Source organism: Neobacillus jeddahensis (assembly GCF_000612625.1).
GTDB lineage: Bacteria > Bacillota > Bacilli > Bacillales > Cytobacillaceae > Neobacillus > Neobacillus jeddahensis.
On the sequence record NZ_CCAS010000005.1, the window covers coordinates 60,403 to 81,918 of the forward strand.

Annotated in this window: 23 protein-coding genes and 1 other annotated feature; of the genes, 22 read left to right on the forward strand and 1 reads right to left on the reverse strand. The window is 37.8% G+C overall.

From position 1 onward, the window contains the following. Positions 1 to 41: 41 nt before the first annotated feature. Positions 42 to 983, reverse strand: a complete 942-nt coding sequence (locus tag TY15_RS03655) for a Na/Pi symporter (RefSeq protein WP_040207938.1) — start codon at positions 981 to 983, stop codon at positions 42 to 44. Between the two features lie 206 nt (positions 984 to 1,189). Between TY15_RS03655 and rpsU the strand changes: the two genes are divergently transcribed. From rpsU to cccA, 22 genes are all read left to right on the forward strand, one after another. After that, the gene (rpsU, locus tag TY15_RS03660; protein WP_007087607.1) at positions 1,190 to 1,363 is read left to right on the forward strand and encodes a 30S ribosomal protein S21; all 174 of its coding nucleotides are present in this window, start codon (positions 1,190 to 1,192) and stop codon (positions 1,361 to 1,363) included. Positions 1,364 to 1,378: 15 nt separating this feature from the next. Further along, positions 1,379 to 1,825, forward strand: a complete 447-nt coding sequence (locus TY15_RS03665; protein ID WP_040207941.1) for a GatB/YqeY domain-containing protein — start codon at positions 1,379 to 1,381, stop codon at positions 1,823 to 1,825. 132 nt (positions 1,826 to 1,957) lie between these two features. Continuing rightward, positions 1,958 to 2,593 (forward strand): NfeD family protein, encoded by a 636-nt coding sequence (locus tag TY15_RS03670; protein WP_052353688.1) that lies wholly within the window; start codon positions 1,958 to 1,960, stop codon positions 2,591 to 2,593. Between the two features lie 21 nt (positions 2,594 to 2,614). Beyond that, positions 2,615 to 3,610, forward strand: a complete 996-nt coding sequence (gene floA, locus TY15_RS03675; RefSeq protein WP_040207943.1) for a flotillin-like protein FloA — start codon at positions 2,615 to 2,617, stop codon at positions 3,608 to 3,610. Between the two features lie 30 nt (positions 3,611 to 3,640). Beyond that, positions 3,641 to 4,108: a hypothetical protein gene (locus TY15_RS03680; protein ID WP_040207945.1), complete on the forward strand. Its 468-nt coding sequence runs from the start codon at positions 3,641 to 3,643 to the stop codon at positions 4,106 to 4,108. A gap of 85 nt (positions 4,109 to 4,193) precedes the next feature. Further along, entirely contained in the window at positions 4,194 to 4,496 is a 303-nt protein-coding gene (yqfC, locus tag TY15_RS03685; RefSeq protein WP_040207946.1) for a sporulation protein YqfC, read from the forward strand. Continuing rightward, positions 4,493 to 5,686, forward strand: coding sequence for a sporulation protein YqfD (gene yqfD, locus TY15_RS03690; RefSeq protein ID WP_040207948.1), 1,194 nt, complete (start codon positions 4,493 to 4,495; stop codon positions 5,684 to 5,686). The genes yqfC and yqfD overlap by 4 nt, the downstream gene beginning before the upstream one ends. Beyond that, entirely contained in the window at positions 5,683 to 6,651 is a 969-nt protein-coding gene (locus TY15_RS03695; RefSeq protein ID WP_040207949.1) for a PhoH family protein, read from the forward strand. The genes yqfD and TY15_RS03695 overlap by 4 nt, the downstream gene beginning before the upstream one ends. A 153-nt stretch (positions 6,652 to 6,804) precedes the next feature. Next, positions 6,805 to 8,982, forward strand: coding sequence for an HD family phosphohydrolase (locus TY15_RS03700; RefSeq protein WP_040207950.1), 2,178 nt, complete (start codon positions 6,805 to 6,807; stop codon positions 8,980 to 8,982). Between the two features lie 50 nt (positions 8,983 to 9,032). Further along, on the forward strand, positions 9,033 to 9,449 hold the full coding sequence (gene ybeY / locus TY15_RS03705) for an rRNA maturation RNase YbeY (RefSeq protein ID WP_392391358.1): 417 nt from the start codon (positions 9,033 to 9,035) through the stop codon (positions 9,447 to 9,449). Further along, the gene (locus tag TY15_RS03710) at positions 9,433 to 9,813 is read left to right on the forward strand and encodes a diacylglycerol kinase family protein (protein WP_040207954.1); all 381 of its coding nucleotides are present in this window, start codon (positions 9,433 to 9,435) and stop codon (positions 9,811 to 9,813) included. The genes ybeY and TY15_RS03710 overlap by 17 nt, the downstream gene beginning before the upstream one ends. Positions 9,814 to 10,026: 213 nt before the next feature. Further along, positions 10,027 to 10,428 carry a cytidine deaminase gene (locus TY15_RS03715; protein ID WP_040207955.1) on the forward strand — a complete coding sequence of 134 codons (402 nt, stop codon included), beginning with the start codon at positions 10,027 to 10,029 and terminating at the stop codon, positions 10,426 to 10,428. Then, complete coding sequence (gene era, locus TY15_RS03720) at positions 10,418 to 11,338, forward strand: GTPase Era (protein ID WP_040207956.1); 921 nt, start codon at positions 10,418 to 10,420, stop codon at positions 11,336 to 11,338. The genes TY15_RS03715 and era overlap by 11 nt, the downstream gene beginning before the upstream one ends. Before the next feature lie 161 nt (positions 11,339 to 11,499). Further along, the gene (locus tag TY15_RS23450) at positions 11,500 to 11,643 is read left to right on the forward strand and encodes a YqzL family protein (RefSeq protein WP_074432770.1); all 144 of its coding nucleotides are present in this window, start codon (positions 11,500 to 11,502) and stop codon (positions 11,641 to 11,643) included. 36 nt (positions 11,644 to 11,679) lie between these two features. After that, positions 11,680 to 12,432, forward strand: a complete 753-nt coding sequence (gene recO, locus TY15_RS03725) for a DNA repair protein RecO (protein ID WP_040207958.1) — start codon at positions 11,680 to 11,682, stop codon at positions 12,430 to 12,432. Between the two features lie 50 nt (positions 12,433 to 12,482). Beyond that, positions 12,483 to 12,675, forward strand: a binding site (T-box leader). A gap of 57 nt (positions 12,676 to 12,732) precedes the next feature. Beyond that, positions 12,733 to 14,115: a glycine--tRNA ligase gene (locus tag TY15_RS03730; RefSeq protein ID WP_040207959.1), complete on the forward strand. Its 1,383-nt coding sequence runs from the start codon at positions 12,733 to 12,735 to the stop codon at positions 14,113 to 14,115. Between the two features lie 149 nt (positions 14,116 to 14,264). Next, a complete protein-coding gene (gene ccpN, locus TY15_RS03735) occupies positions 14,265 to 14,903 on the forward strand; it encodes a transcriptional regulator CcpN (protein WP_275452003.1) in 639 nt (212 codons plus the stop codon). 33 nt (positions 14,904 to 14,936) lie between these two features. Beyond that, on the forward strand, positions 14,937 to 15,746 hold the full coding sequence (locus TY15_RS03740; protein ID WP_040207962.1) for a pyruvate, water dikinase regulatory protein: 810 nt from the start codon (positions 14,937 to 14,939) through the stop codon (positions 15,744 to 15,746). 563 nt (positions 15,747 to 16,309) lie between these two features. Continuing rightward, positions 16,310 to 18,118, forward strand: coding sequence for a DNA primase (gene dnaG / locus TY15_RS03745; RefSeq protein WP_040207963.1), 1,809 nt, complete (start codon positions 16,310 to 16,312; stop codon positions 18,116 to 18,118). Positions 18,119 to 18,161: 43 nt separating this feature from the next. Continuing rightward, positions 18,162 to 19,292, forward strand: coding sequence for an RNA polymerase sigma factor RpoD (rpoD, locus tag TY15_RS03750; protein WP_040207964.1), 1,131 nt, complete (start codon positions 18,162 to 18,164; stop codon positions 19,290 to 19,292). A gap of 410 nt (positions 19,293 to 19,702) precedes the next feature. Then, on the forward strand, positions 19,703 to 20,842 hold the full coding sequence (locus TY15_RS03760) for an acyl-CoA dehydrogenase family protein (RefSeq protein ID WP_040207969.1): 1,140 nt from the start codon (positions 19,703 to 19,705) through the stop codon (positions 20,840 to 20,842). A gap of 189 nt (positions 20,843 to 21,031) precedes the next feature. Next, positions 21,032 to 21,397: a cytochrome c550 gene (gene cccA, locus TY15_RS03765; protein WP_040207970.1), complete on the forward strand. Its 366-nt coding sequence runs from the start codon at positions 21,032 to 21,034 to the stop codon at positions 21,395 to 21,397. Positions 21,398 to 21,516: the final 119 nt, after the last annotated feature.

Below are 21,516 nucleotides of genomic sequence, written 5' to 3' on the forward strand. Positions count from 1 at the left end.
AAAGAGATAAAAATTAGAATGGAAATCGGAGCCGTCTTTTCTTAAATAAGGGGCTTCTTTGGTTTTCTATCATGTAACAATAAGATCATTTCACCAAACTTTGTGGCGAAAGGTAATACAATTAGGGAAGTAGCTACATTAAAAATGACGCTAATATGGGCGAGTTGAACATCAATTTTACTGGCAAGAAATGATGCGTTTTCTGTCAGAATTGGTATGAGGGGGATAAAAAGTAATACCCCAAACACATTGAGCCAAATATGGGCAAATGCCGCTAGTCTTGATTCTTTTCCTCCACCTATAGATGCAATAATAGCTGTTATACAGGTGCCGATATTTGCTCCAAGAACAATAGCAATTGCGGCATCCAGCTGCAGCAGGCCAGCTGCTAAAAAACCCATTGCAATACCTGTCATTGCTGTACTGGACTGGATGACGGCAGTTATCACAGTCCCTGTCAAAAGACTTAAAACAATATGGTCATTTATCGACAAGATAAAATTGTGGATAATGGTCATGGTTGTTAAGGGCTCAGCTAAAAGTTCAAAGCCCTTCATGGCAGTAAACACAGAGGTGATTCCAAAAAGAATCATGCCAATACTTCTGGCTTTTTTATTTTTAAAGAAGATAAGAAGTGCACCACATATGGCTAGTGGGACAAGAATCGTATCCAAATCAAAGGTGATTAATTCAGTTTTAAAGGTGGTTCCAATATTGGTGCCGAGGATAATCCCGATCGACTGAGGGAAGGTCATAATTCGAGCTGATATTAACCCGATCGTGATAACCATAACGGCAGAGCTACTTTGTAATAAGGCTGTGATGAATGTCCCAGTAAGCATTCCTTTTAATGGTGTACGTGTTAGTTTGATCAACCACGTTTTTAACTTGTTTGCAGATAAATTAAATAGTCCAAACCTAATAATCGTCATGCCAAAAATAAATAATAAAATACAAAGAACAAATAATAATATGTATAGCAAAAAAAGGCCCCCTCCCTTCCTTCATTCTATGACCAAAAGGACGGGACATGCCTTTTTTTAGACAAGCTAATTGTTTTTTGAATAAAAAATAAAAAGCTTGTTTTATCATTGAGAATTTCAGTTGACCTTGAAACGAGGTTATATTATAATTGCAAGGTACATGGATTGAATGTAAGTGTGTTGTGTTTCGGAGGGAGGGAAAGAGAATGTCTAAAACCGTCGTTCGTAAAAACGAATCGCTTGAAGATGCTCTTCGTCGCTTCAAACGTACAGTATCAAAAACTGGTACTTTGCAAGAGGCAAGAAAGCGCGAATTTTATGAAAAACCAAGTGTAAAACGTAAGAAAAAGTCTGAAGCTGCTAGAAAACGTAAGTTTTAAGAGAGGGTGTAATACATGAGTCTTCTCGAGCGTTTGAACAATGATATGAAACAAGCGATGAAAAACAAGGAAAAAGACAAGCTCTCAGTCATTCGGATGGTAAAAGCTTCATTGCAAAATGAAGCCATCAAGCTCGGAACAAAAGAGCTTACTGAAGATGTTGAGCTAACAGTCCTTTCTCGCGAAGTTAAACAACGCAAAGACTCCCTCCATGAATTTGATAAGGCTGGTCGTCAAGACCTAGTTGATAAATTGCGTACTGAACTCGCGATTGTCGAGTTGTATTTACCGAAACAGCTATCTGAAGAGGAGCTGTCGGAGATTGTAAAAGAAACGATTTCTGAAGTCGGCGCAAAATCAAAAGCAGAAATGGGAAAAGTGATGGCTGCTATTATGCCTAAAGTAAAGGGTAAAGCAGATGGTTCGCTCGTTAATAAATTTGTACAACAACACCTTTCATAGTATTCTGACATAAAGACTATAGGCATGATTGCCTGTAGTCTTTTTATTTATTTTCAAATAAAATGAAACTTTTCTTGCTGGTTGCCGTAAAGAATATAGTCAGGAAAGAAAAGAAAGAGAGGGGGGCTAAGAATGATTGCATTTCTTACTGACCCGATTATTGTCACTATTCTATTAACTATTGCTGGAGTTGGAATGGTGGTCGAACTATTTTCAGCAAAATTTGGGATAGCAGGATTTATTGGTATATTTGCGCTAATAGTATTCTTCTATGGACATTTTCAAGCAGGTCTAGCAGGTTATGGAACCTTATTTTTATTTGTGGCCGGGATCCTTCTTATTTTTTTAGAATTCTTTTTACCTGGAGCAGTTTCAGGAACAATAGGTGTGGCTGCTTTAATTTTGAGTCTTTTCTTAGCAGGAGAGGACGCCACGCAAATAGGGGTATCAATTTTAATCGCCATATTCGTTTCCGTTTTTGTATTTTTCATGATGATTAAGATATTTGGTAAAAAGCTTGTGCTTTTTAATAAAATGGTTTTGTTTGATCGAGCACGGAAAGAGGATGGCTATGTATCGAATATTAACCGTACAGATTTGTTAGGGAAGGAAGGGATTGCCCTAACTATTTTACGGCCAGCTGGAACCATCATCATTAATGATGAACGGATCGATGTTGTGAGTGAAGGCGGATACATTGAACAAAATGCTAAAATACAGGTCATTAAAGTTGAAGGTGCCCGTATTGTGGTCAGAGAAGTGAAATAACTTAGTAGGAGGTAATATGGAATGGATACGGTATCTGGTGGAACTATTTTTATCATTGCGGTTGTCATAGTAGCGATCATCATTTTAGGAATTTTATTGTCTTTTGTACCGGTGATGCTTTGGATTTCAGCACTTGCGGCAGGCGTTCGCATCAGTATTTTCACACTAATTGGGATGAGACTTAGAAGAGTAACACCTAGCAAGGTGGTCAATCCGCTCATCAAAGCTCATAAAGCAGGTCTAAATGTAACGACCAATCAACTTGAAAGTCATTATCTTGCAGGTGGGAATGTCGACAGAGTGGTAAACGCCTTAATTGCTGCCCACCGAGCAAATATTGAATTATCGTTTGAACGCTGTGCTGCCATTGATTTGGCGGGACGTGATGTGTTAGAAGCAGTTCAAATGAGTGTAAATCCAAAAGTTATTGAAACGCCATTTATCGCAGGGGTTGCCATGAATGGGATTGAAGTAAAAGCAAAAGCAAGAATTACGGTCCGTGCCAATATTGAGCGTCTCGTTGGTGGTGCAGGTGAAGAAACGGTGGTTGCACGTGTTGGTGAAGGGGTTGTCTCCACAATTGGTTCATCAGACAGCCATAGCAAGGTTCTTGAAAATCCGGATCTTATCTCGCAAACGGTCTTGTCAAAAGGACTTGATGCAGGTACAGCTTTTGAAATCCTATCCATCGATATTGCGGACGTTGACATTGGTAAAAACATCGGTGCAGAATTACAAACAGAACAAGCTGAGGCTGATAAGAAAATTGCGCAGGCGAAAGCGGAAGAACGTAGGGCAATGGCTGTCGCTTTAGAACAAGAAATGAAAGCGAAAGTTCAAGAAATGAGAGCAAAGGTGGTTGAATCAGAAGCGGAGGTTCCACTTGCCATGGCGGAAGCCCTTAAATCTGGTAATATCGGTGTAATGGACTATATGAATTTTAAAAACATTTCTGCTGATACCGAGATGAGAGGCTCTATTGGAAAGATAACTGGAGAGAAAAAGGATGATCAGTAAAACCCACTTTTAAAAAGGAGGGTAAGTGAATTGGAAACGATATTATTTATGATTATTATTGGCGTCCTGTCTACTATATTTGGCAAAGCAAAGAAAAAGCAAGGAAGATCTTCCAAAAAGCCATTGTTGACAAATAGTATGCAGGAATTTCGAACGATGTTTAAAGAAATCAATAAACCTGTTCAAGCCGGCAAAGTTCCAAATCAAACGGAAATAAAAATGGCTGACAAGACAGCCTCTGTCTTAATTAGTGAAAAAAAACTTGAAACAGAGTACTTACAGGTTAGGCAGGAGTCTGAAGTGAGCCGTGTCGGGATGTCCACTATACGGCAGCAGGCGGAAAAAATCAGTGCCCAGACTAGCAGGGGGGAACAGGAAGATGATGAATCAATGGTTTCGACCCATCCAGATGCCAAAACTTTAATAAATGGAATTGTTTGGGCTGAAATTCTTGGTGAACCAAGGTCGAAGAGACCCTATCTGTCAAGAAGAGGCTAAGTTAATCCAAAAAATTCGAATCGAAAAAGAAGTGCTAGAACCCCCTTTCATCTCATAATATGAGATGAAAGGGGGTTCTTTTTTTATGGCAAAAAAATGGGGCCAACGCGTTCGAAATTGGATGGCTAATAAAATGGATCTTCCTCAAGATGTCATGATGGATTTGCCGCGAATTACGATGATAGGACAAATCCATATATATATAGAAAATCACCGTGGCCTACTGGCATTTACTGATAAAGAACTCCGTTTGCTATTAAAGCAAGGCCAATTATTAATTAAAGGCAAATCATTTGTAATCAAGACGATTTTACCTGAAGAGATTTTACTAGAAGGAAAAATTGATCAGGTCATTTATATAACTGATAACGCGGGAGGAGCAAAATGAAGAATCAATGGATCGAATTTCTATATGGTAGAGTGACCGTGAAGGTAACAGGAAGGGGGCTGGAGCGTTTTTTAAATGTATTAACAAGGAACGGTCTTCATATTTGGAATGTTAAACGACATGGGACCGAGACGATCACGTTTAAAATGAGGCTTCAAGATGCCTTGAAAATTAGGCGATTTGCCCGAAATAGTCAATGCAGAATCTCCTTTCTACAACGGAGTGGTGCCCCTTTTTTGCTCAAAAGATTATTAAAAAATAGCGGCTTTATGTTAGGTGCAGCCGCCTTTTTATTACTCATCCTGTTCTTATCGAATATGATTTGGGGTATTGAAATTAAAGGGGCAAAACCAGACACAGAGTATCAAATACGAAAAGAATTGGACAAGATGGGTGTGAAAATTGGTCAGGTTCAATTTCTCGTTGACAATGTTGAAGGCATTCAACGGAAATTGACCAATAATATTAATTCGCTGACGTGGGTTGGTGTGGAATTAAAGGGGACAACCTATCATCTGCAAGTGGTTGAAAAGAATGAGCCTAAAAAACCAGAGCAATTATCACCGCAAAATCTCATCGCAAAAAAGAAAGCTATTATTGTAAAAACGTATGTGGAAACTGGTCAAAAGGTTGTCGATATAAATGATCATGTAGAAAAAGGGCAGTTACTGGTTTCAGGGGTATATGGCCAAGAAGGGAAGCCTGAATTGACGGCTGCTAAAGGCGAGATTTGGGGAGAAACATGGTATAAAAGCCATGTGGAGCTCCCCTTAGTTTCTAATTTTAAAGTATATAATGGCAAAGAAGAAGAAAAACATTCGCTTTTGTTCGGTAATATACATCTTCCTATTTGGGGCTTTGGAAAACCAGAATTTAAGAATTACGAAACAGAGACGGATGAGCATAAGGTTCATTTTCTAAAATGGGAATTGCCGATTACTTATGTTCATAAAACGATTCGGGAGCAAGAAGATTTCCAGCGGTCATATTCGAATCAAGAAGCAGAACAAAAGGCGATCGAACTTGCAAAAAAGCAAATAAAAAGCCAGCTAGATGACGATGCTAAAATAAAAGATGAAAAAATTTTACAGAAAGCAATCGAAAATGGTAAAGTTATTCTAGATATCCATTTTAAGATAATTGAAAATATTGCAGTCGGACAACCGATTTCCAAGGAGACTCCTGAATGACAGAAAAATTAACGACAATAAATGTGCAACTAGAAAACCCTGCAGAGGCGATTAACTTACTGGGGAATTCTGACCAAAATCTAAAAATTATTGAAGAAGAGTTAAATGTTTCGATTATCACAAGAGGTGAATCTGTCAGCTTGTCAGGTGATGAAGAAAAGGTCAGCCTGGCGAGTGAAATTATTGACCGATTAATATTTGTGATTCGGAAAGGGATTAATATTGGACCACGAGATGTCCACTATGCTATCCAAATGGCGCAAAAAGGAACTCTGGATTATTTTGTAAACCTGTATGATGAAGAAATTAGCAAAAATGTAAAAGGCAAGTCTATTCGTATTAAAACACTTGGTCAAATGCAATATGTGACAGCCATTAAGAAACATGATCTGGTATTTGGGATTGGACCTGCTGGTACGGGTAAAACTTATCTTGCAGTTGTAATGGCTGTAAATGCCCTTAAAGCGGGACAAGTAAATAAAATTATCTTGACCAGACCTGCTGTTGAAGCGGGGGAGAGTCTCGGCTTCCTCCCGGGAGATTTAAAAGAAAAGGTAGATCCATATTTAAGACCTCTGTATGACGCGCTTAACGATGTTCTTGGGGCAGAACATACGCAAAGGCTAATTGAACGTGGAACGATTGAAATTGCTCCGTTAGCCTACATGAGGGGCCGTACGTTAGATGACGCTTTTGTCATTTTAGATGAAGCACAAAATACAACACATGCCCAAATGAAAATGTTTTTGACCAGACTGGGCTTTGGGTCAAAGATGGTCATTACAGGTGATCAAACACAAATTGATTTGCCAAGGGGTGCGAAATCTGGTCTTATTTTAGCAGAAGAAATTTTGCAAAATGTTAACGGGATATCGTTTATCTTTTTAGAACAAAGTGATGTTGTCCGTCACCCTCTTGTTGGTAGAATCATTGAAGCCTATGAGAAAAAAGGTAATCAGCATTAAAATATGGGGGGTAAACCTGGTAAAGGTTTATCCCTTTTTCTTATTAATTTGTAAAAAGGTGAAACTTTCCTAGAAAACTGTTATCATTTTACATAAAGTACAATTTAACTCTTTTATCAAAACGATTCAGGGACCGTGGTTGGAGGGATATAGTTGGACAAACTACAGCAGCACTTCATACGGATACGAAAGTTACTCGATATCACTTTTTTTCGGATACTCTTTTTTTTAGTATTAGTGGTCGTTTTATGTAGTGCAATGTACAGCAATGTAAAACCAGAAAAGCTTGATTTAGCCTTGTTTTCAGTTTCTGAAAAAACGATTCGTTCGCCTGGGACAGTAGAGGATAAGCAAAGTACTGAAAAAAAGCGAAAAGAAGCTCTTGACCAAGTACAGGATGTTTATGCCCTAAAGAAGGAATACACACAAAACAGAGTGGATTTAATTACGTCTATCTTTCAATCGGCGATTGAGGTCAATGATGAGATTAAGGATGAAATGAAAAAGCAGGAGGAATTAGCAACAGATGAAAAGCCTGCTAAACCCGAGCCAAGTGTTGCTGATAAAGTAACGAGATTAAAAGCCAAGTTAACAGAGGGTGTTTCCAAAGACCTTTCGAATCAAGTATTCACATCATTAGTCCAAGCTAGTAATGATGAATTGTCAATTGCAAAGGATTTGACAGTAACCGCTATTAATAATGTGATGACAAACAGAATTTCTACAGATGAAGTAGAAAATGCTAAAAAAAGAGTAGAGGAAGAATTGAAATATTCTTCGTTAAATGACATGTTACGATTGGCTGCAATTGATCTCGGTAGATATGCCGTCATTCAAAATGAATTTTATGATCCGAACGCAACAGAAGAGTTAAGGCGGCAGGCCGCGGAAAGTGTTGAACCTGTTAAAATTCTTCAGGGGCAAATAATTGTCGAAGAAGGAGAACTAATTAATCAGGATATTTATCGACAATTAAAATTGGTTGGCCTTTTAAATAATGATCAATCCTTTAAGCCACTCATTGGCTTAGTACTGTTGATTACTATTTTTCTATCGGCGATTTATTATTATTTTTATGAAATGAAATCTCTACCAGAGAAACGGCAAACTTATTTGTTATTGTTTGGGATCATTTTCGTTCTCGCCCTTTTCATTATGAAAATTATCAGCATGCTGCAAATCTTTAATTTTGCGGGATTTGGGTATATTTTTCCAGCTGCAATGGGAGGAATGCTCATAAAAATCTTAATTGAAGAGAAACTAGCTATCCTTTTTTCAATCATTATGGCGGTTTGTGGCAGCGTCCTTTTCAACGAAGGGGTAACTGGTTCCTTTAACTTTTCTGTAGGTATTTATATTCTCTTTAGTGCGTTAGCAGCCATTATGTTTTTAAACAGTCATAATCACCGCTCGAAAATCCTACAAGCGGGTACCTTTGCGGCTGTCGTTAATGTTTTGGCAATCGTTGCACTCATGTTAGTGCCAAATGGACAATTTTCAGGGATTGAATATGGATACTATTTTATTTCTGCACTCGTTTCAGGGATTGGCTCGGCTGTATTAACGATTGGATTATTACCTTTCTTAGAGGCAAGTTTTGGCATTCTTTCAACAATGAGGCTGATTGAACTTTCAAATCCAAATCATCCATTGCTAAGAAAAATTTTAATGGAGTCTCCAGGTACCTACCATCATAGCGTCATGGTAGCCAATTTATCTGAATCTGCTTGTGAAGCTATTGGAGCAAACGGCCTATTGGCTAGAGTGGGCAGCTATTACCATGATATTGGAAAAACAAAAAGGCCAAACTTTTTTATCGAAAACCAAATGCATCATGATAACCCGCATGATCGATTGCCTCCAGAAAAAAGTGCAAATATCATCATTGCTCATGTCACAGATGGTTCTGCTATTTTAAAGAAATACCATATGCCTAAAGAGATTATTGATATTACCGAGCAGCATCATGGCACAACGTTGTTAAAATACTTTTACCATAAAGCCCTTCAAAGTGATGCTGAGATGAGAGAAGATGAATTTCGCTACCCAGGTCCGAAGGCACAAACGAAGGAATCTGCTGTTGTAGGTATAGCTGATAGTGTTGAAGCCGCTGTCCGATCATTATCAGAGCCAACTCCAGAATTAATTGAGTCGCTTGTTAAGAAAATAGTGGATGACCGCCTGCAGGATGGTCAATTAAATGAATGTGATATCACAATTAAAGAAATTGAAACGGTTTCTCATACATTATGTGAGACATTAAAAGGAATTTTCCACTCAAGAATTGAGTATCCGGAAATGACAAAGACAAAGAAGGTGAAGCAAGCATGACATTACTTATTGATTGTATTGACGAAACGAATGAACTATCTGAACAACAAATGCTTGAAATTGAAAGATTGATTAATTTTGCCGCAAAAAAACAGAAGGTGGAAGAGCAGAGCGAAGTTTCCGTTACGTTTGTTTCAAATGAAAGAATTCAGGAAATAAACAGGGAATATCGTGATAAGGATATGCCGACCGATGTCATTTCTTTTGCAATGGAAGAGGTTGGTGAGGGGGAAGTGGAATTGTTGGGTGTAGAAATGCCGCGTGTCTTAGGTGACATTGTCATCTCTATTCCTCGAACGAAGGAACAGGCTGAGGAATATGGTCATTCCTTTCAACGTGAACTCGGTTTTTTAGCAGTCCATGGATTCCTTCATCTATTAGGGTATGACCATATGACGGAGGATGATGAGAAGGAAATGTTCACATTGCAAAAGGAAATATTAAACGAGTATGGACTCACAAGATAAACCAACTCGGTCTCTGTTAATGAACGCATTTTCATTTGCTACCGCCGGCATTTTAACGGCACTGAAGATGGAAAGAAATATGCGCTTCCATCTGATCAGTTCCTTGATTGTGTTAATTGTTTCCTTTTATTTTTCAATAACAAAGATAGAGTGGGTAATCATCCTTTTCGCAATTGGAGGGATGTTTGCCCTTGAATTAATGAATACAGCGATAGAACGAGTTGTAGACCTTGTGACAGCAGAGTATCATCCCCTAGCAAAACAGGCGAAGGACATAGCAGCAGGAGCTGTGTTTGTTTATGCTGTTTTGTCGGTGGTAATAGGCATTATCATCTTTATCCCGTATGTCTTGATGTTATTTTAATGGACGATAACAAAGTTGTTGGCATGATTTGAAATGGATGCGGTAATTAGGTAAAATGACGTAATCAGCTTAAATTACAAGACAAGTTGATTTATGAGAAAATTCTAACTTTTTTTAATTTTTTATTACTTTTTCGCTACAGGTAATGATTTTCTCTTAATTTTGAGGTAAAATAAAGAAACAGCAGATTCTTGCTGGAAGGGAAGAAATTTTGTGAACATTGAACAATTAATTGACGAAGCAAAAAGAGCAAGAGAAAAAGCTTATGTTCCTTATTCGAAATTTGAAGTAGGAGCAGCCTTATTAACAACAAATGGAAAAGTATATCATGGCTGTAATATAGAAAATGCCGCTTATAGTATGTGCAACTGCGCAGAACGCACTGCCCTTTTTAATGCTTATTCAGAAGGGAACCGGGATTTTCAGATGCTAGCCGTTGTGGCCGATACAGAACGCCCGTGTTCACCTTGTGGTGCATGCCGACAAGTTATATTTGAATTATGCCCAAAGGACATGAAGGTGGTTTTAACAAACCTTAAAGGGGATATTCAAGAATTATCAGTAGCAGAATTATTGCCTGGTGCTTTTTCGTCGGAGGATTTACATGCTAAGTAATAGGGATGCAAACGGATACAAATCAGGATTTATTTCAATCATTGGTCGACCAAATGTAGGAAAGTCAACTTTCCTTAATCGCGTAATTGGTCAAAAAATTGCTATTATGAGTGACAAGCCGCAAACAACGCGTAATAAGATACAGGGAGTATTATCCCTTTCTGATTCGCAAATGATTTTTATTGATACGCCAGGGATTCATAAACCAAAGCATAAATTGGGCGATTTTATGATGAAGGTTGCACAAAACACACTAAAAGAAGTTGATTTGATTTTATTTATGGTAAATGCAGAAGAAGGGTTTGGCCGTGGGGAAGAATTTATTCTAGAAAAATTCCAAACGGTAAACACGCCTATCTTTCTCATTATTAATAAAATTGATCAAATTCATCCAGATAATTTATTGCCTATCATTGAATCCTACAAAGAAAAATACGCTTTTAAAGAAATTGTTCCTATTTCGGCCCTTGAAGGAAATAATGTTGACCGTCTAATTGAGCAAATAAAAGCTTACTTACCTGAGGGACCTCAATACTATCCAGCAGACCAAGTAACGGATCATCCCGAACGGTTTATTATTACTGAGCTCATCAGAGAAAAAGCACTCCACCTAACGAGGGAAGAAATTCCTCATTCATTGGCTGTTGTTCTAGATAAAATGGAACGACGTGAGGATAAGGATATAATAAATGTCATGGCCACTGTTATTGTGGAGCGAGATTCACAAAAAGGTATTATTATTGGGAAGCAAGGTAGTATGTTAAAAGAAATTGGTAAGCGTGCACGTGTAGATATTGAAAATCTTCTTGGTTCAAAAGTATTTTTAGAGCTTTGGGTAAAGGTACAGAAGGATTGGCGCAATAAGATGTCCCAGCTTCGAGATTATGGCTTCAATGAAGATGAATATTAATTACGAATCACCCTAATTAAAATATTATCATTTTTAAAAGATTATGCATGGACAACATTAACAAATATTTCGTCTTATGATTTTGGCAATGACAGGCTATGATAATTGTAAGGTTTGGGATTAAACTTTAGGCTAGTCTAAATATGAAAGGTGGGGTTTCGATGATGGATTTTACGTGGAAAGTATTCCTCCAAACAGGTAATATTGACACATATCTTCTCTTCAAAGAGCTTGAGAAGGAAAACCAAGAAATACCCGGAAATCTGAATGATGAGCTAGCACAAATCGATTTTCCCGTTTCATAAGCAAGTCTTGCTCGCGATTTAAGAAGGTGACTTTCTATGCTTCAAAAATGTGAAGGCATAGTCATTAGAGTAACAGATTATGGTGAAACCAATAAAATAATAACCATATATACACGGGAATGGGGAAAGATTGGCGTTATGGCTCGAGGTGCTAAAAAACCAAAAAGTCGGCTTTCCTCCATTACCCAGCTTTTTACACATGGCTACTTTCTTGTACAAAGAGGATCTGGTTTAGGTAGTCTGCAGCAGGGAGAAATTATTACTTCCTTGCGGGCAATTGGTGAAGACATCTTTTTAACTGCCTATGCAAGTTATATTGTTGAACTAACAGATAAATGTACGGAAGATAGTAAACCAAACCCGTTTCACTTTGAATTACTTTATCAAACATTGAATTATATGAACGAAGGCTATGAAGCGGATATTCTTATGAATATTTATGAAATGAAAATGTTAAATGTCATGGGATTGTATCCAATATTAAATCAATGTTCCGTTTGTGGCAGAACAGACGGGCATTTTTCTTTTTCCGTGCGTGAAGGTGGTTTTATCTGCCACCGCTGTTTAGATAAGGATCCATACCATTTTAAATTATCACCAGCATCCGTAAAATTATTACGTATATTTTATTATTTTGATCTATCGAGGTTAGGCGATATATCGGTTAAGGAAGAAACAAAGCTTGAGCTTAAGAATGTGATAACTGCCTACTACGAAGAGTATTCAGGCCTGTATCTAAAAACAAAGAAATTTCTTAATTCGATGGATCAATTTCGTAATCTCTTATAATTGTCTAGTTGACAATAGATGAACTTTTAGTTACTATTTTCTTTAATAAAATAATTGCTATGACGGAAAGTAGTACTTAGTTATTTCTATAAAAGCGAACCTAGGATGGTGCGAGCTAGGGAATAGAGAGCTAACGAAGGCGTTCTAGAGCAATCCAGTGTTCATGATCATGAAACACGTTCAAAGAGGCTGCTATTTTTTGCAGCAAATAGGGTGGAACCGCGGGTAACTCTCGTCCCTATGCTTTTCAAGCATAGAGACGGGAGTTTTTTTATTTTTATCAGAAAAGGAGCATATCAAATGAAAAAAACAATGGAGCAAATCGTTTCGCATGCAAAGCATAGAGGGTTTATTTTTCCGGGGTCCGAGATTTATGGAGGCCTTGCAAACACTTGGGATTATGGCCCATTAGGAGTTGAATTTAAAAATAATATCAAACAGGCATGGTGGAGAAAATTCGTCCAAGAATCACCATACAACGTCGGCTTAGACGCAAGTATCCTAATGAACCCTCGTACATGGGAAGCTTCGGGACATATAGGAAACTTTAATGATCCGATGATTGATTGTAAAAATTGTAAGGCACGCCATCGTGCGGATAAATTAATTGAAAATGCGCTTGAGGAAAAAGGCCTGGAAATGGTTGTCGATGGATTGCCGTTTGAAAAAATGGAAGAATTAATAAAGGAACATTCGATTGCATGTCCTGACTGTGGCTCTCATGACTTTACGGGAATTAGACAATTCAATTTAATGTTTAAAACCTTTCAAGGGGTAACAGAATCTAGCACAAATGAAATTTTTCTACGTCCAGAAACTGCACAAGGTATTTTTGTTAACTTTAAAAATGTACAACGGACAATGAGAAAAAAATTACCATTCGGTATTGCACAAATTGGGAAAAGTTTCCGGAATGAAATTACTCCGGGTAACTTTACCTTCCGGACAAGAGAGTTCGAACAAATGGAATTGGAGTTTTTCTGTAAACCAGGTGAAGAGCTTCAATGGTTTGACCATTGGAAGCAATATGCGGAAAAATGGTTACTTTCATTAGGCCTTACCGATGAAAATTTAAGACTTAGAGATCACTCAGAAGATGAGCTTTCTCATTACAGTAATGCCACAACTGATTTTGAATATAAGTTTCCATTTGGTTGGGGCGAACTGTGGGGGGTTGCCTCAAGAACTGATTATGATTTAAAACAGCATATGGAATATTCCGGAGAAGACTTCCACTACCTTGATCCTGAGACGAACGAAAAGTATGTTCCTTATTGTATTGAACCATCACTTGGTGCAGATAGAGTAACTCTCGCCTTTTTAATTGATGCGTATGATGAAGAGCAATTGGAAGATGGAACAACAAGAACGGTGATGCATTTTCATCCAGCTTTAGCCCCGTTTAAGGCAGCGGTTCTTCCATTATCAAAGAAGCTATCGGATGAGGCTAGAGAGGTATTTGCGACATTATCAAAATATTTTACAGTTGATTTCGATGAGGCAGGTTCTATCGGCAAGCGTTATCGTCGCCACGATGAAATCGGAACACCATATTGCATAACGTATGATTTTGATTCAAAAGAAGACAATATGGTAACCGTCCGTGATAGGGATACAATGGAGCAAAAACGGATCCCGATTGCCGAACTTATCAGCTTCTTACAAGAAAAAATGCTATTCTAAAAAGGAAAGAACATAATCAATTTATTAGCTTTAAAGGTGCGGGATTCCGCACCTTTATTTTGGATCTATCTAAAATATTTAAAAATTAAAGTAAGTAGTATATAATATTTCTATTAAAGTATGACATATTAGTACATTCATTAATGGGTATGAAGGTGGTGAGGACAATCGAACTGACTAAACGCCAAGATCATATTTTACAGATTGTGAAGGATAATGGTCCGATTACTGGGGAGCAAATAGCTGATCAATTAGGATTGACTAGAGCAACTTTAAGACCAGATCTCGCTATTTTAACAATGGCAGGATTCTTAGATGCTAGACCGCGAGTCGGCTATTTTTATACGGGAAAATCGGGCGCACAATTATTAACAGAAAACCTCCAAAAGATTTATGTGAAAGATTATCAATCCATTCCCGTTGTAGTAAGTGAAAATGTTTCCGTGTATGATGCGATTTGTACGATGTTCCTTGAAGATGTAGGAACATTGTTTGTAGTAGACCAATACTCCAGCTTAGTGGGGGTTTTATCAAGAAAGGACTTGCTTAGAGCCAGTATTGGTAAGCAAGAGCTTACAAGTATACCGGTAAATATCATTATGACACGGATGCCAAATATAACCATGTGTGAACGGGAAGATTTGTTAATTGACGTAGCCAAGAAATTAATTGAAAAACAAATAGATGCCTTACCCGTTGTGAAAAAATCAGAAAAGGGCTATGAGGTCATTGGCAGAGTTACAAAGACGACCATTACAAAAGCATTTTTATCGTTAAGTGATGAGTAAAAACACTCTTGAAAGAGGAGCTGGTGAGGGAGAATGAGTTCGCCTATTATTTATGTTGTATCAGATTCAGTAGGAGAGACGGCTGAATTAGTTACAAAAGCGGCTATTAGCCAGTTTAATGGCTCTGGTATGACATTGAAAAGATTTCCCTATGTAGAAGATCGAGAACATATCGATGAGGTGTTATCACTTGTATCGCAGGATAAAGGCATGATTGCCTTTACACTCGTCAAACCAGATATGCGTACATATTTAAAGGAAAGAGCAGCTGTGGAAGGGATTATCGCAGTTGATCTGATTGGTCCTATCATTGATCAAATACAGATTTTTAGTGGAAAAGCCCCCCTATGTGAACCTGGCCTTGTGAGAAAGCTCGATGAAGATTATTTTAAAAAGATCGAAGCGATTGAATTTGCTGTGAAATATGATGATGGGCGCGATCCTAGAGGGCTTTTAAAAGCAGATATCGTCCTGATTGGAGTGTCCAGAACCTCAAAGACCCCATTATCGCAGTACTTAGCCCATAAGCGGTTAAAGGTTGCAAATGTTCCGCTAGTACCAGAAGTGGACCCGCCAGAAGAACTTTATAAAGTTCCAAGTCAAAAATGCTTTGGGTTAAAAATAAGTCCCGAAAAGCTAAATAATATTAGACGTGAAAGATTAATCTCATTAGGTTTAAATGATCAAGCTAGTTACGCGAATATCGAAAGAATTAAAGAAGAATTGACATTTTTCGAAAGAACTGTAAACAAAATAAATTGCCCAGTTATAGATGTAACCAATAAGGCAGTGGAAGAAACCGCAAATGTGATCTTAAATTATCTTTATAAGGGTAGACCCTGACACATAATCATTTGGTTATGTGTTTTACTTGTGAAAAAAATAAAAAAAGTTATGGTAAAATGATAACGAATATACTATAATAAAAAATTGTGATAAAAATATATCTTTTTAGGTTTAGAGTTGCATGGGAACGAATAAACTATTTATTGTTAGATGTCAAGGCAGCCCCCTAAAAAAAATTCGACATAAACCCTACTGTAAAGTTACTTCATAAAGAAGGAATATGCGGAGTGATGTAGAATTAATACTTATGTAAAAGACATTCCGACTATTTATGTCGATGCAGATCTTTGCTGGTCAAAGAGGAGATTGTCGAATACTTACGATTTTTTCGTAGAAAATTTTTACCGCTTCCTATGATCATCATATGAAAGAGAAGATTACATAGGCAACATAGAAATATGCTGATTCTGAAAAGGAAAATGCGGGCCATTTATCATGAACTAAACTAGTCACAGAAGATTGAGCCAGATTTATGATGAAATTAACAAAAATTTTGTCGAAATTTGCAGGAATTTAAAGATTGCCTGCCGAATACTTGTAGTACAAATGGAGTTGTTTTCATGGCAGACCGTATTGCCGAAGAAAAGATTGACCAAATTCGTCAGGCTGTTGATGTTGTCGAAGTAATCAGCGATTATGTTCAACTGAAAAAACAGGGGCGAAATTACTTCGGATTGTGTCCATTTCATGGTGAAAGCACACCTTCATTTTCAGTGTCACCTGACAAACAAATTTACCATTGCTTTGGGTGCGGTGCTGGGGGAAATGTATTTTCTTTTTTAATGGAGCTAGAAGGAATATCATTCCAGGAGGCAGCCGTTAAACTTGCCGCTAAGGTAAATATTGATCTTGATATTAACTTACCTTCAGCAAACGGTGGGAAAAAGGTTTCCAAAGAGCTTCAATCCATGCTTGATGCTCACGAGTTATTACGGAAATTTTATCATCACTTATTGGTAAATACAAACGAAGGTCAGCATGCATTGGAGTATCTGCTTAACAGAGGATTTACCCAAGAATCGATTGATAAGTTTCAAATTGGCTACTCCTTAAATTCATGGGATTTTGTTCATAAATTTCTTGCGAAAAGGGATTTTTCACCTGAATCAATGGAAAAAGCCGGTTTAATTATCAAACGGGAAAGGGATGGAACGTATTTTGATCGATTTAGGGATCGAATTATGTTTCCAATTTTTGATCGTCACGGTAATACGATTGCTTTTTCAGGGAGATCACTTGGGGCTGATGAGCCCAAATATTTAAATAGTCCCGAAACAGCAATCTTTAATAAAAGTAAAATTTTATATAATTATCATTTAGCAAAGCCAAGTATAAAGAAATTGCAACATGCTGTTTTATTTGAGGGATTTGCCGATTGTATTGCTGCAGATCGATCTGGAGTGGAGAATGGCATTGCAACAATGGGGACATCCTTGACAGATGAACATATATCCCTTTTACGCCAAAGCATTCAATCCATAACTATCTGCTATGACTCCGATAAAGCGGGAATAGAAGCTGCATACCGTGCAGGAAACCATCTACACGAGGCTGGTTTTCAACTTAGGGTAGCCATGATGCCCGATGGTCAGGATCCTGACGAATACATTAAAAAGAATGGTCCTGATAAATTCCGCCAAGAGGTAATTGGTGCTAGCTTAACCTGGATGGCATTTAAATTTCTTTATTTTCGCAGAGGAAAAAATCTTCAGTTTGAAGGAGATCGGCTTTCATATATCGAAGTGATAATCAAAGAAATCAGTAAGTTGAATAAAGCGGTCGAAAGGGATCATTATTTACGACAACTTGCAGCTGAGTTTTCGCTTTCATTAGAGGCTTTACAGCAACAGCAAAAACAAATGTTCTTCGATGAAAAAAGAAAATCGAATGGTAAAAATGAAATCTTTCATAAACCAATAGTAATGGCTAAGCCAGTAGAGGAATTAAAACCCGCCCATTATACTGCGGAGCGATGCTTAATTGCTCATATGCTGAAAAGTCGTGATGTGGCCTATAAGGTGCAAGAATTACTTGCAGGAGAAACGTTTAATTCTGATGAACATCAGGCAATAATAACCTACCTGTTAGCATTTTATGAAGATCATTTGGAACTGGACACCAGTGCATTTTTAATCTATCTCCAAGATGACAATCTAAGAAGGATGGTTGCCACCATTGAAATGATGTCAATAAATGACGAGGTAAGTGATCAAGAATTAACTGATTATATCAAACAGGTGTTGAATTATCAAAAAATGTTAAAGATAAAAGAAAAAGAAGTGGAACTAAAAGAAGCTGAGCGACAAAGTGACTTTGGTAAGGCTGCTGCAATTGGACTTGAAATAAATCAATTGCGTAAATTGTTATAAATTCCATTTTAAGTGTCTTTGATTTTTGGAAGGAGGGGGACATATGGCTGCTGAAAAATCAGCCCGTTCAAAAGAGGTTGAAAATGAATTAACCCTTGAACAAGTAAAAGACCAGTTAACTGAGCTGGGTAAAAAAGTTGGTGTCCTTGCCTATGATGATATTGCTGAGAAAATGGCTAATTTTGATTTAGAATCAGATCAAATGGACGAATTTTATGAGTTCTTAGGTGATCAAGGGATTGAATTAGTTGGCGAAAGTGATGAGGAAGACCCAGATATTAAAAAGTTAGCAAAAGAAGATGATGAAGAGTTTGATTTAAACGATCTTAGCGTTCCTCCAGGAGTTAAGATTAATGATCCAGTCCGAATGTATTTAAAAGAAATTGGCCGAGTTGACTTGCTTTCCGCAGAAGAGGAAATTAAGCTAGCAAACCGGATTGAAGAAGGCGACGAAGAGGCAAAGCGACGTCTCGCTGAAGCGAACCTGCGCCTTGTTGTCAGTATCGCCAAACGTTATGTTGGCCGTGGTATGCTATTTCTTGATCTAATCCAAGAAGGGAATATGGGGCTCATTAAAGCTGTTGAGAAATTTGACTACCGTAAAGGCTTTAAATTTAGTACCTATGCGACCTGGTGGATTCGTCAAGCGATTACTCGTGCAATTGCTGACCAAGCAAGGACGATTCGAATTCCTGTGCACATGGTCGAAACAATCAATAAACTTATTCGTGTTCAACGTCAATTACTTCAGGACCTCGGTCGCGAACCAACTCCAGAAGAAATTGGTGAAGATATGGATTTAACACCAGACAAAGTAAGAGAAATATTAAAAATTGCCCAAGAACCTGTTTCACTTGAAACACCAATTGGTGAAGAGGATGACTCACACCTTGGCGATTTTATTGAAGATCAGGATGCAACATCACCATCAGAGCATGCTGCATACGAATTATTAAAAGAGCAGCTCGAAGATGTTCTTGATACTCTTACAGATCGGGAAGAAAATGTCCTTCGTCTTCGCTTTGGCCTTGATGATGGCAGAACTCGTACCCTCGAAGAGGTTGGAAAGGTTTTTGGGGTAACTCGGGAACGTATCCGCCAAATTGAAGCAAAGGCATTGCGTAAATTACGTCACCCAAGCCGCAGTAAGCGACTTAAAGATTTCTTAGAATAAAATATTCACTATCAATAGTTTACTCCCTAATCGGAGTAAACTATTTTTTTGTGTGAAAATAAACAATATCCTTTTATCCAAATGGGAAACATGGAAGCGCTTTTCATTATTTTACTGAATTGTCTCTCATTTTGCAAATGTCCATTTGGATTTTTAACTAGAATATGTTGTATTTTACTTTTGTGCAAAACCATTGAGACGCATTGAGCCAACATCTCCCAGGGTTTGTAGTCATTCAAAGATCTTACTCCATAGGAAAAGGTAAGTCGAAGTTTATTTTATTAAGAATGAACGTTCTTTATATTTCCATAATATATTGGTTTTTAAAAATTTAAAATGTTGGGAATTTAAAATAAATTCTCTTATAATAAAAAAGAAAGCGTATACATTTTTTCACTAGGGGGATGGAAATGAACTTCGATTTAACTTCTGAACAAGAAATGATCAAACGGACATTACGCCAGTTTGCTGATGAAGTGGTTGCACCTGGTGCTATAGAGCGGGATAGAACAAAACGTTTTCCAGTGGAAATCTTTAATCAATTAGCTAAAATGGGCGTTATGGGTTTACCTTTTCCAGAAAAGTATGGCGGTGGAGGAGCAGACACGATTAGTTTTGCAATTGTGGTAGAAGAATTAAGCCGGGTTTGTGGCTCGACAGGTATTACCTATTCCGCCCATATTTCATTAGGTGGAGCTCCGCTTTTTCTTTTTGGTACTGAGGAGCAAAAACAAACCTTTTTAACCCCCATTTGTACAGGTGAATCATTAGGAGCATTTGGACTTACCGAACCAAATGCTGGCTCAGATGCTGGTGGAACGAGAACAAGGGCACATGAAGAAAATGGTGGATTTATCATTAATGGTAATAAATGCTTCATTACCAATGCCAGTTTTGCAAAACATATAGCCATAACAGCCGTGACTGAGGTAAAGGATGATAAAAAGGAGATTAGTGCCATAATCGTTCCAACTAATGCAAAAGGGTTTACCGTCATCGATCAGTATGAAAAAATGGGCTTGAATTCCTCCAATACGACCGAACTTGTCCTTGAAGATGTTAGAGTACCTGCCCAAAACTTGTTAGGAAAGCGTGGAGAGGGCTTTAGGCAGTTTTTAATCACACTCGATGGCGGACGTATCGGAATTGGTGCAATGGCTGTAGGGATTGCTCAAGGAGCATATGAAAAGGCACTTGAATATGCAAAGGAACGGAAGCAATTCGGGAAATCGATTTCCTCCTTTCAAGCTATTCAGTTTAAGCTGGCAGATATGGCGATGAAAATTGAATTGGCTCGTAATATGGTATATAAGGCAGCTTGGCTTAAAGATCAGGGAAGACCTTTTTCTAAGGAGGCAGCCATGTGCAAGCTATACGCCTCAGAAATTTGTATGGAAGTAACGAGCCAAGCTGTGCAAATTCATGGCGGCTATGGTTATATGAAGGAGTATCAGGTGGAGAGAATGATGCGCGACGCCAAGCTACTTGAAATTGGTGAAGGGACATCGGAAGTGCAACGAATGGTCATTTCACGATTTATTGGTTGTTAACATGTGAATATGGGAAAACTGCAAGAGGCAGGGTAGTTTACATTAAACTATTTGGCCTCTTGTCTCTTTTTTCAAAGATTATAGTGATAAAATAAGTTTAGGGCTTTTCCTTCTGTTCATTTTCAAGTAAAATAATAATTGTTTGTAGACATTTATTTTTAAAGTGTTCGTACATAAGGGAGGTTTATCATGAAGCGGAATCCGGTAATTCCTTACGTTTTAGTCATGGTTTTTGGAATTGTCTTAGTGTTTATCCTATCTTTTAAGGGCCTAGGGGATATGAAAGAAGTGGCTAAGGATAATGGAGAAGGTAGTGAAAAGACTGAGGTTGCTGCATCTAATCCAGAGGACATTTATAAGCAAACATGTATTGGATGCCATGGCGATCAGTACCAAGGGGTAGTAGGACCAACTTTAAAGGGCGTTGGTGATAAGTATTCTAAGGAAGAACTTATGACTATTGTCACAAAAGGAAAAGGTACAGGTATGCCTGCAGGTCTTGTAACGGACGAACAATCGGGTGCAATGGCTGATTGGCTATCAAAAATCAAATAGAAAAGCGAATGCGCCTCTAGGTGCTGGAACTTAGCATTAATCAAATTTGATTAGTTTTTCACAGTTCCTAAAAAAAGTCCTTTGCATCTGTAAGGGACTTTTTTTATACTTAAATAATT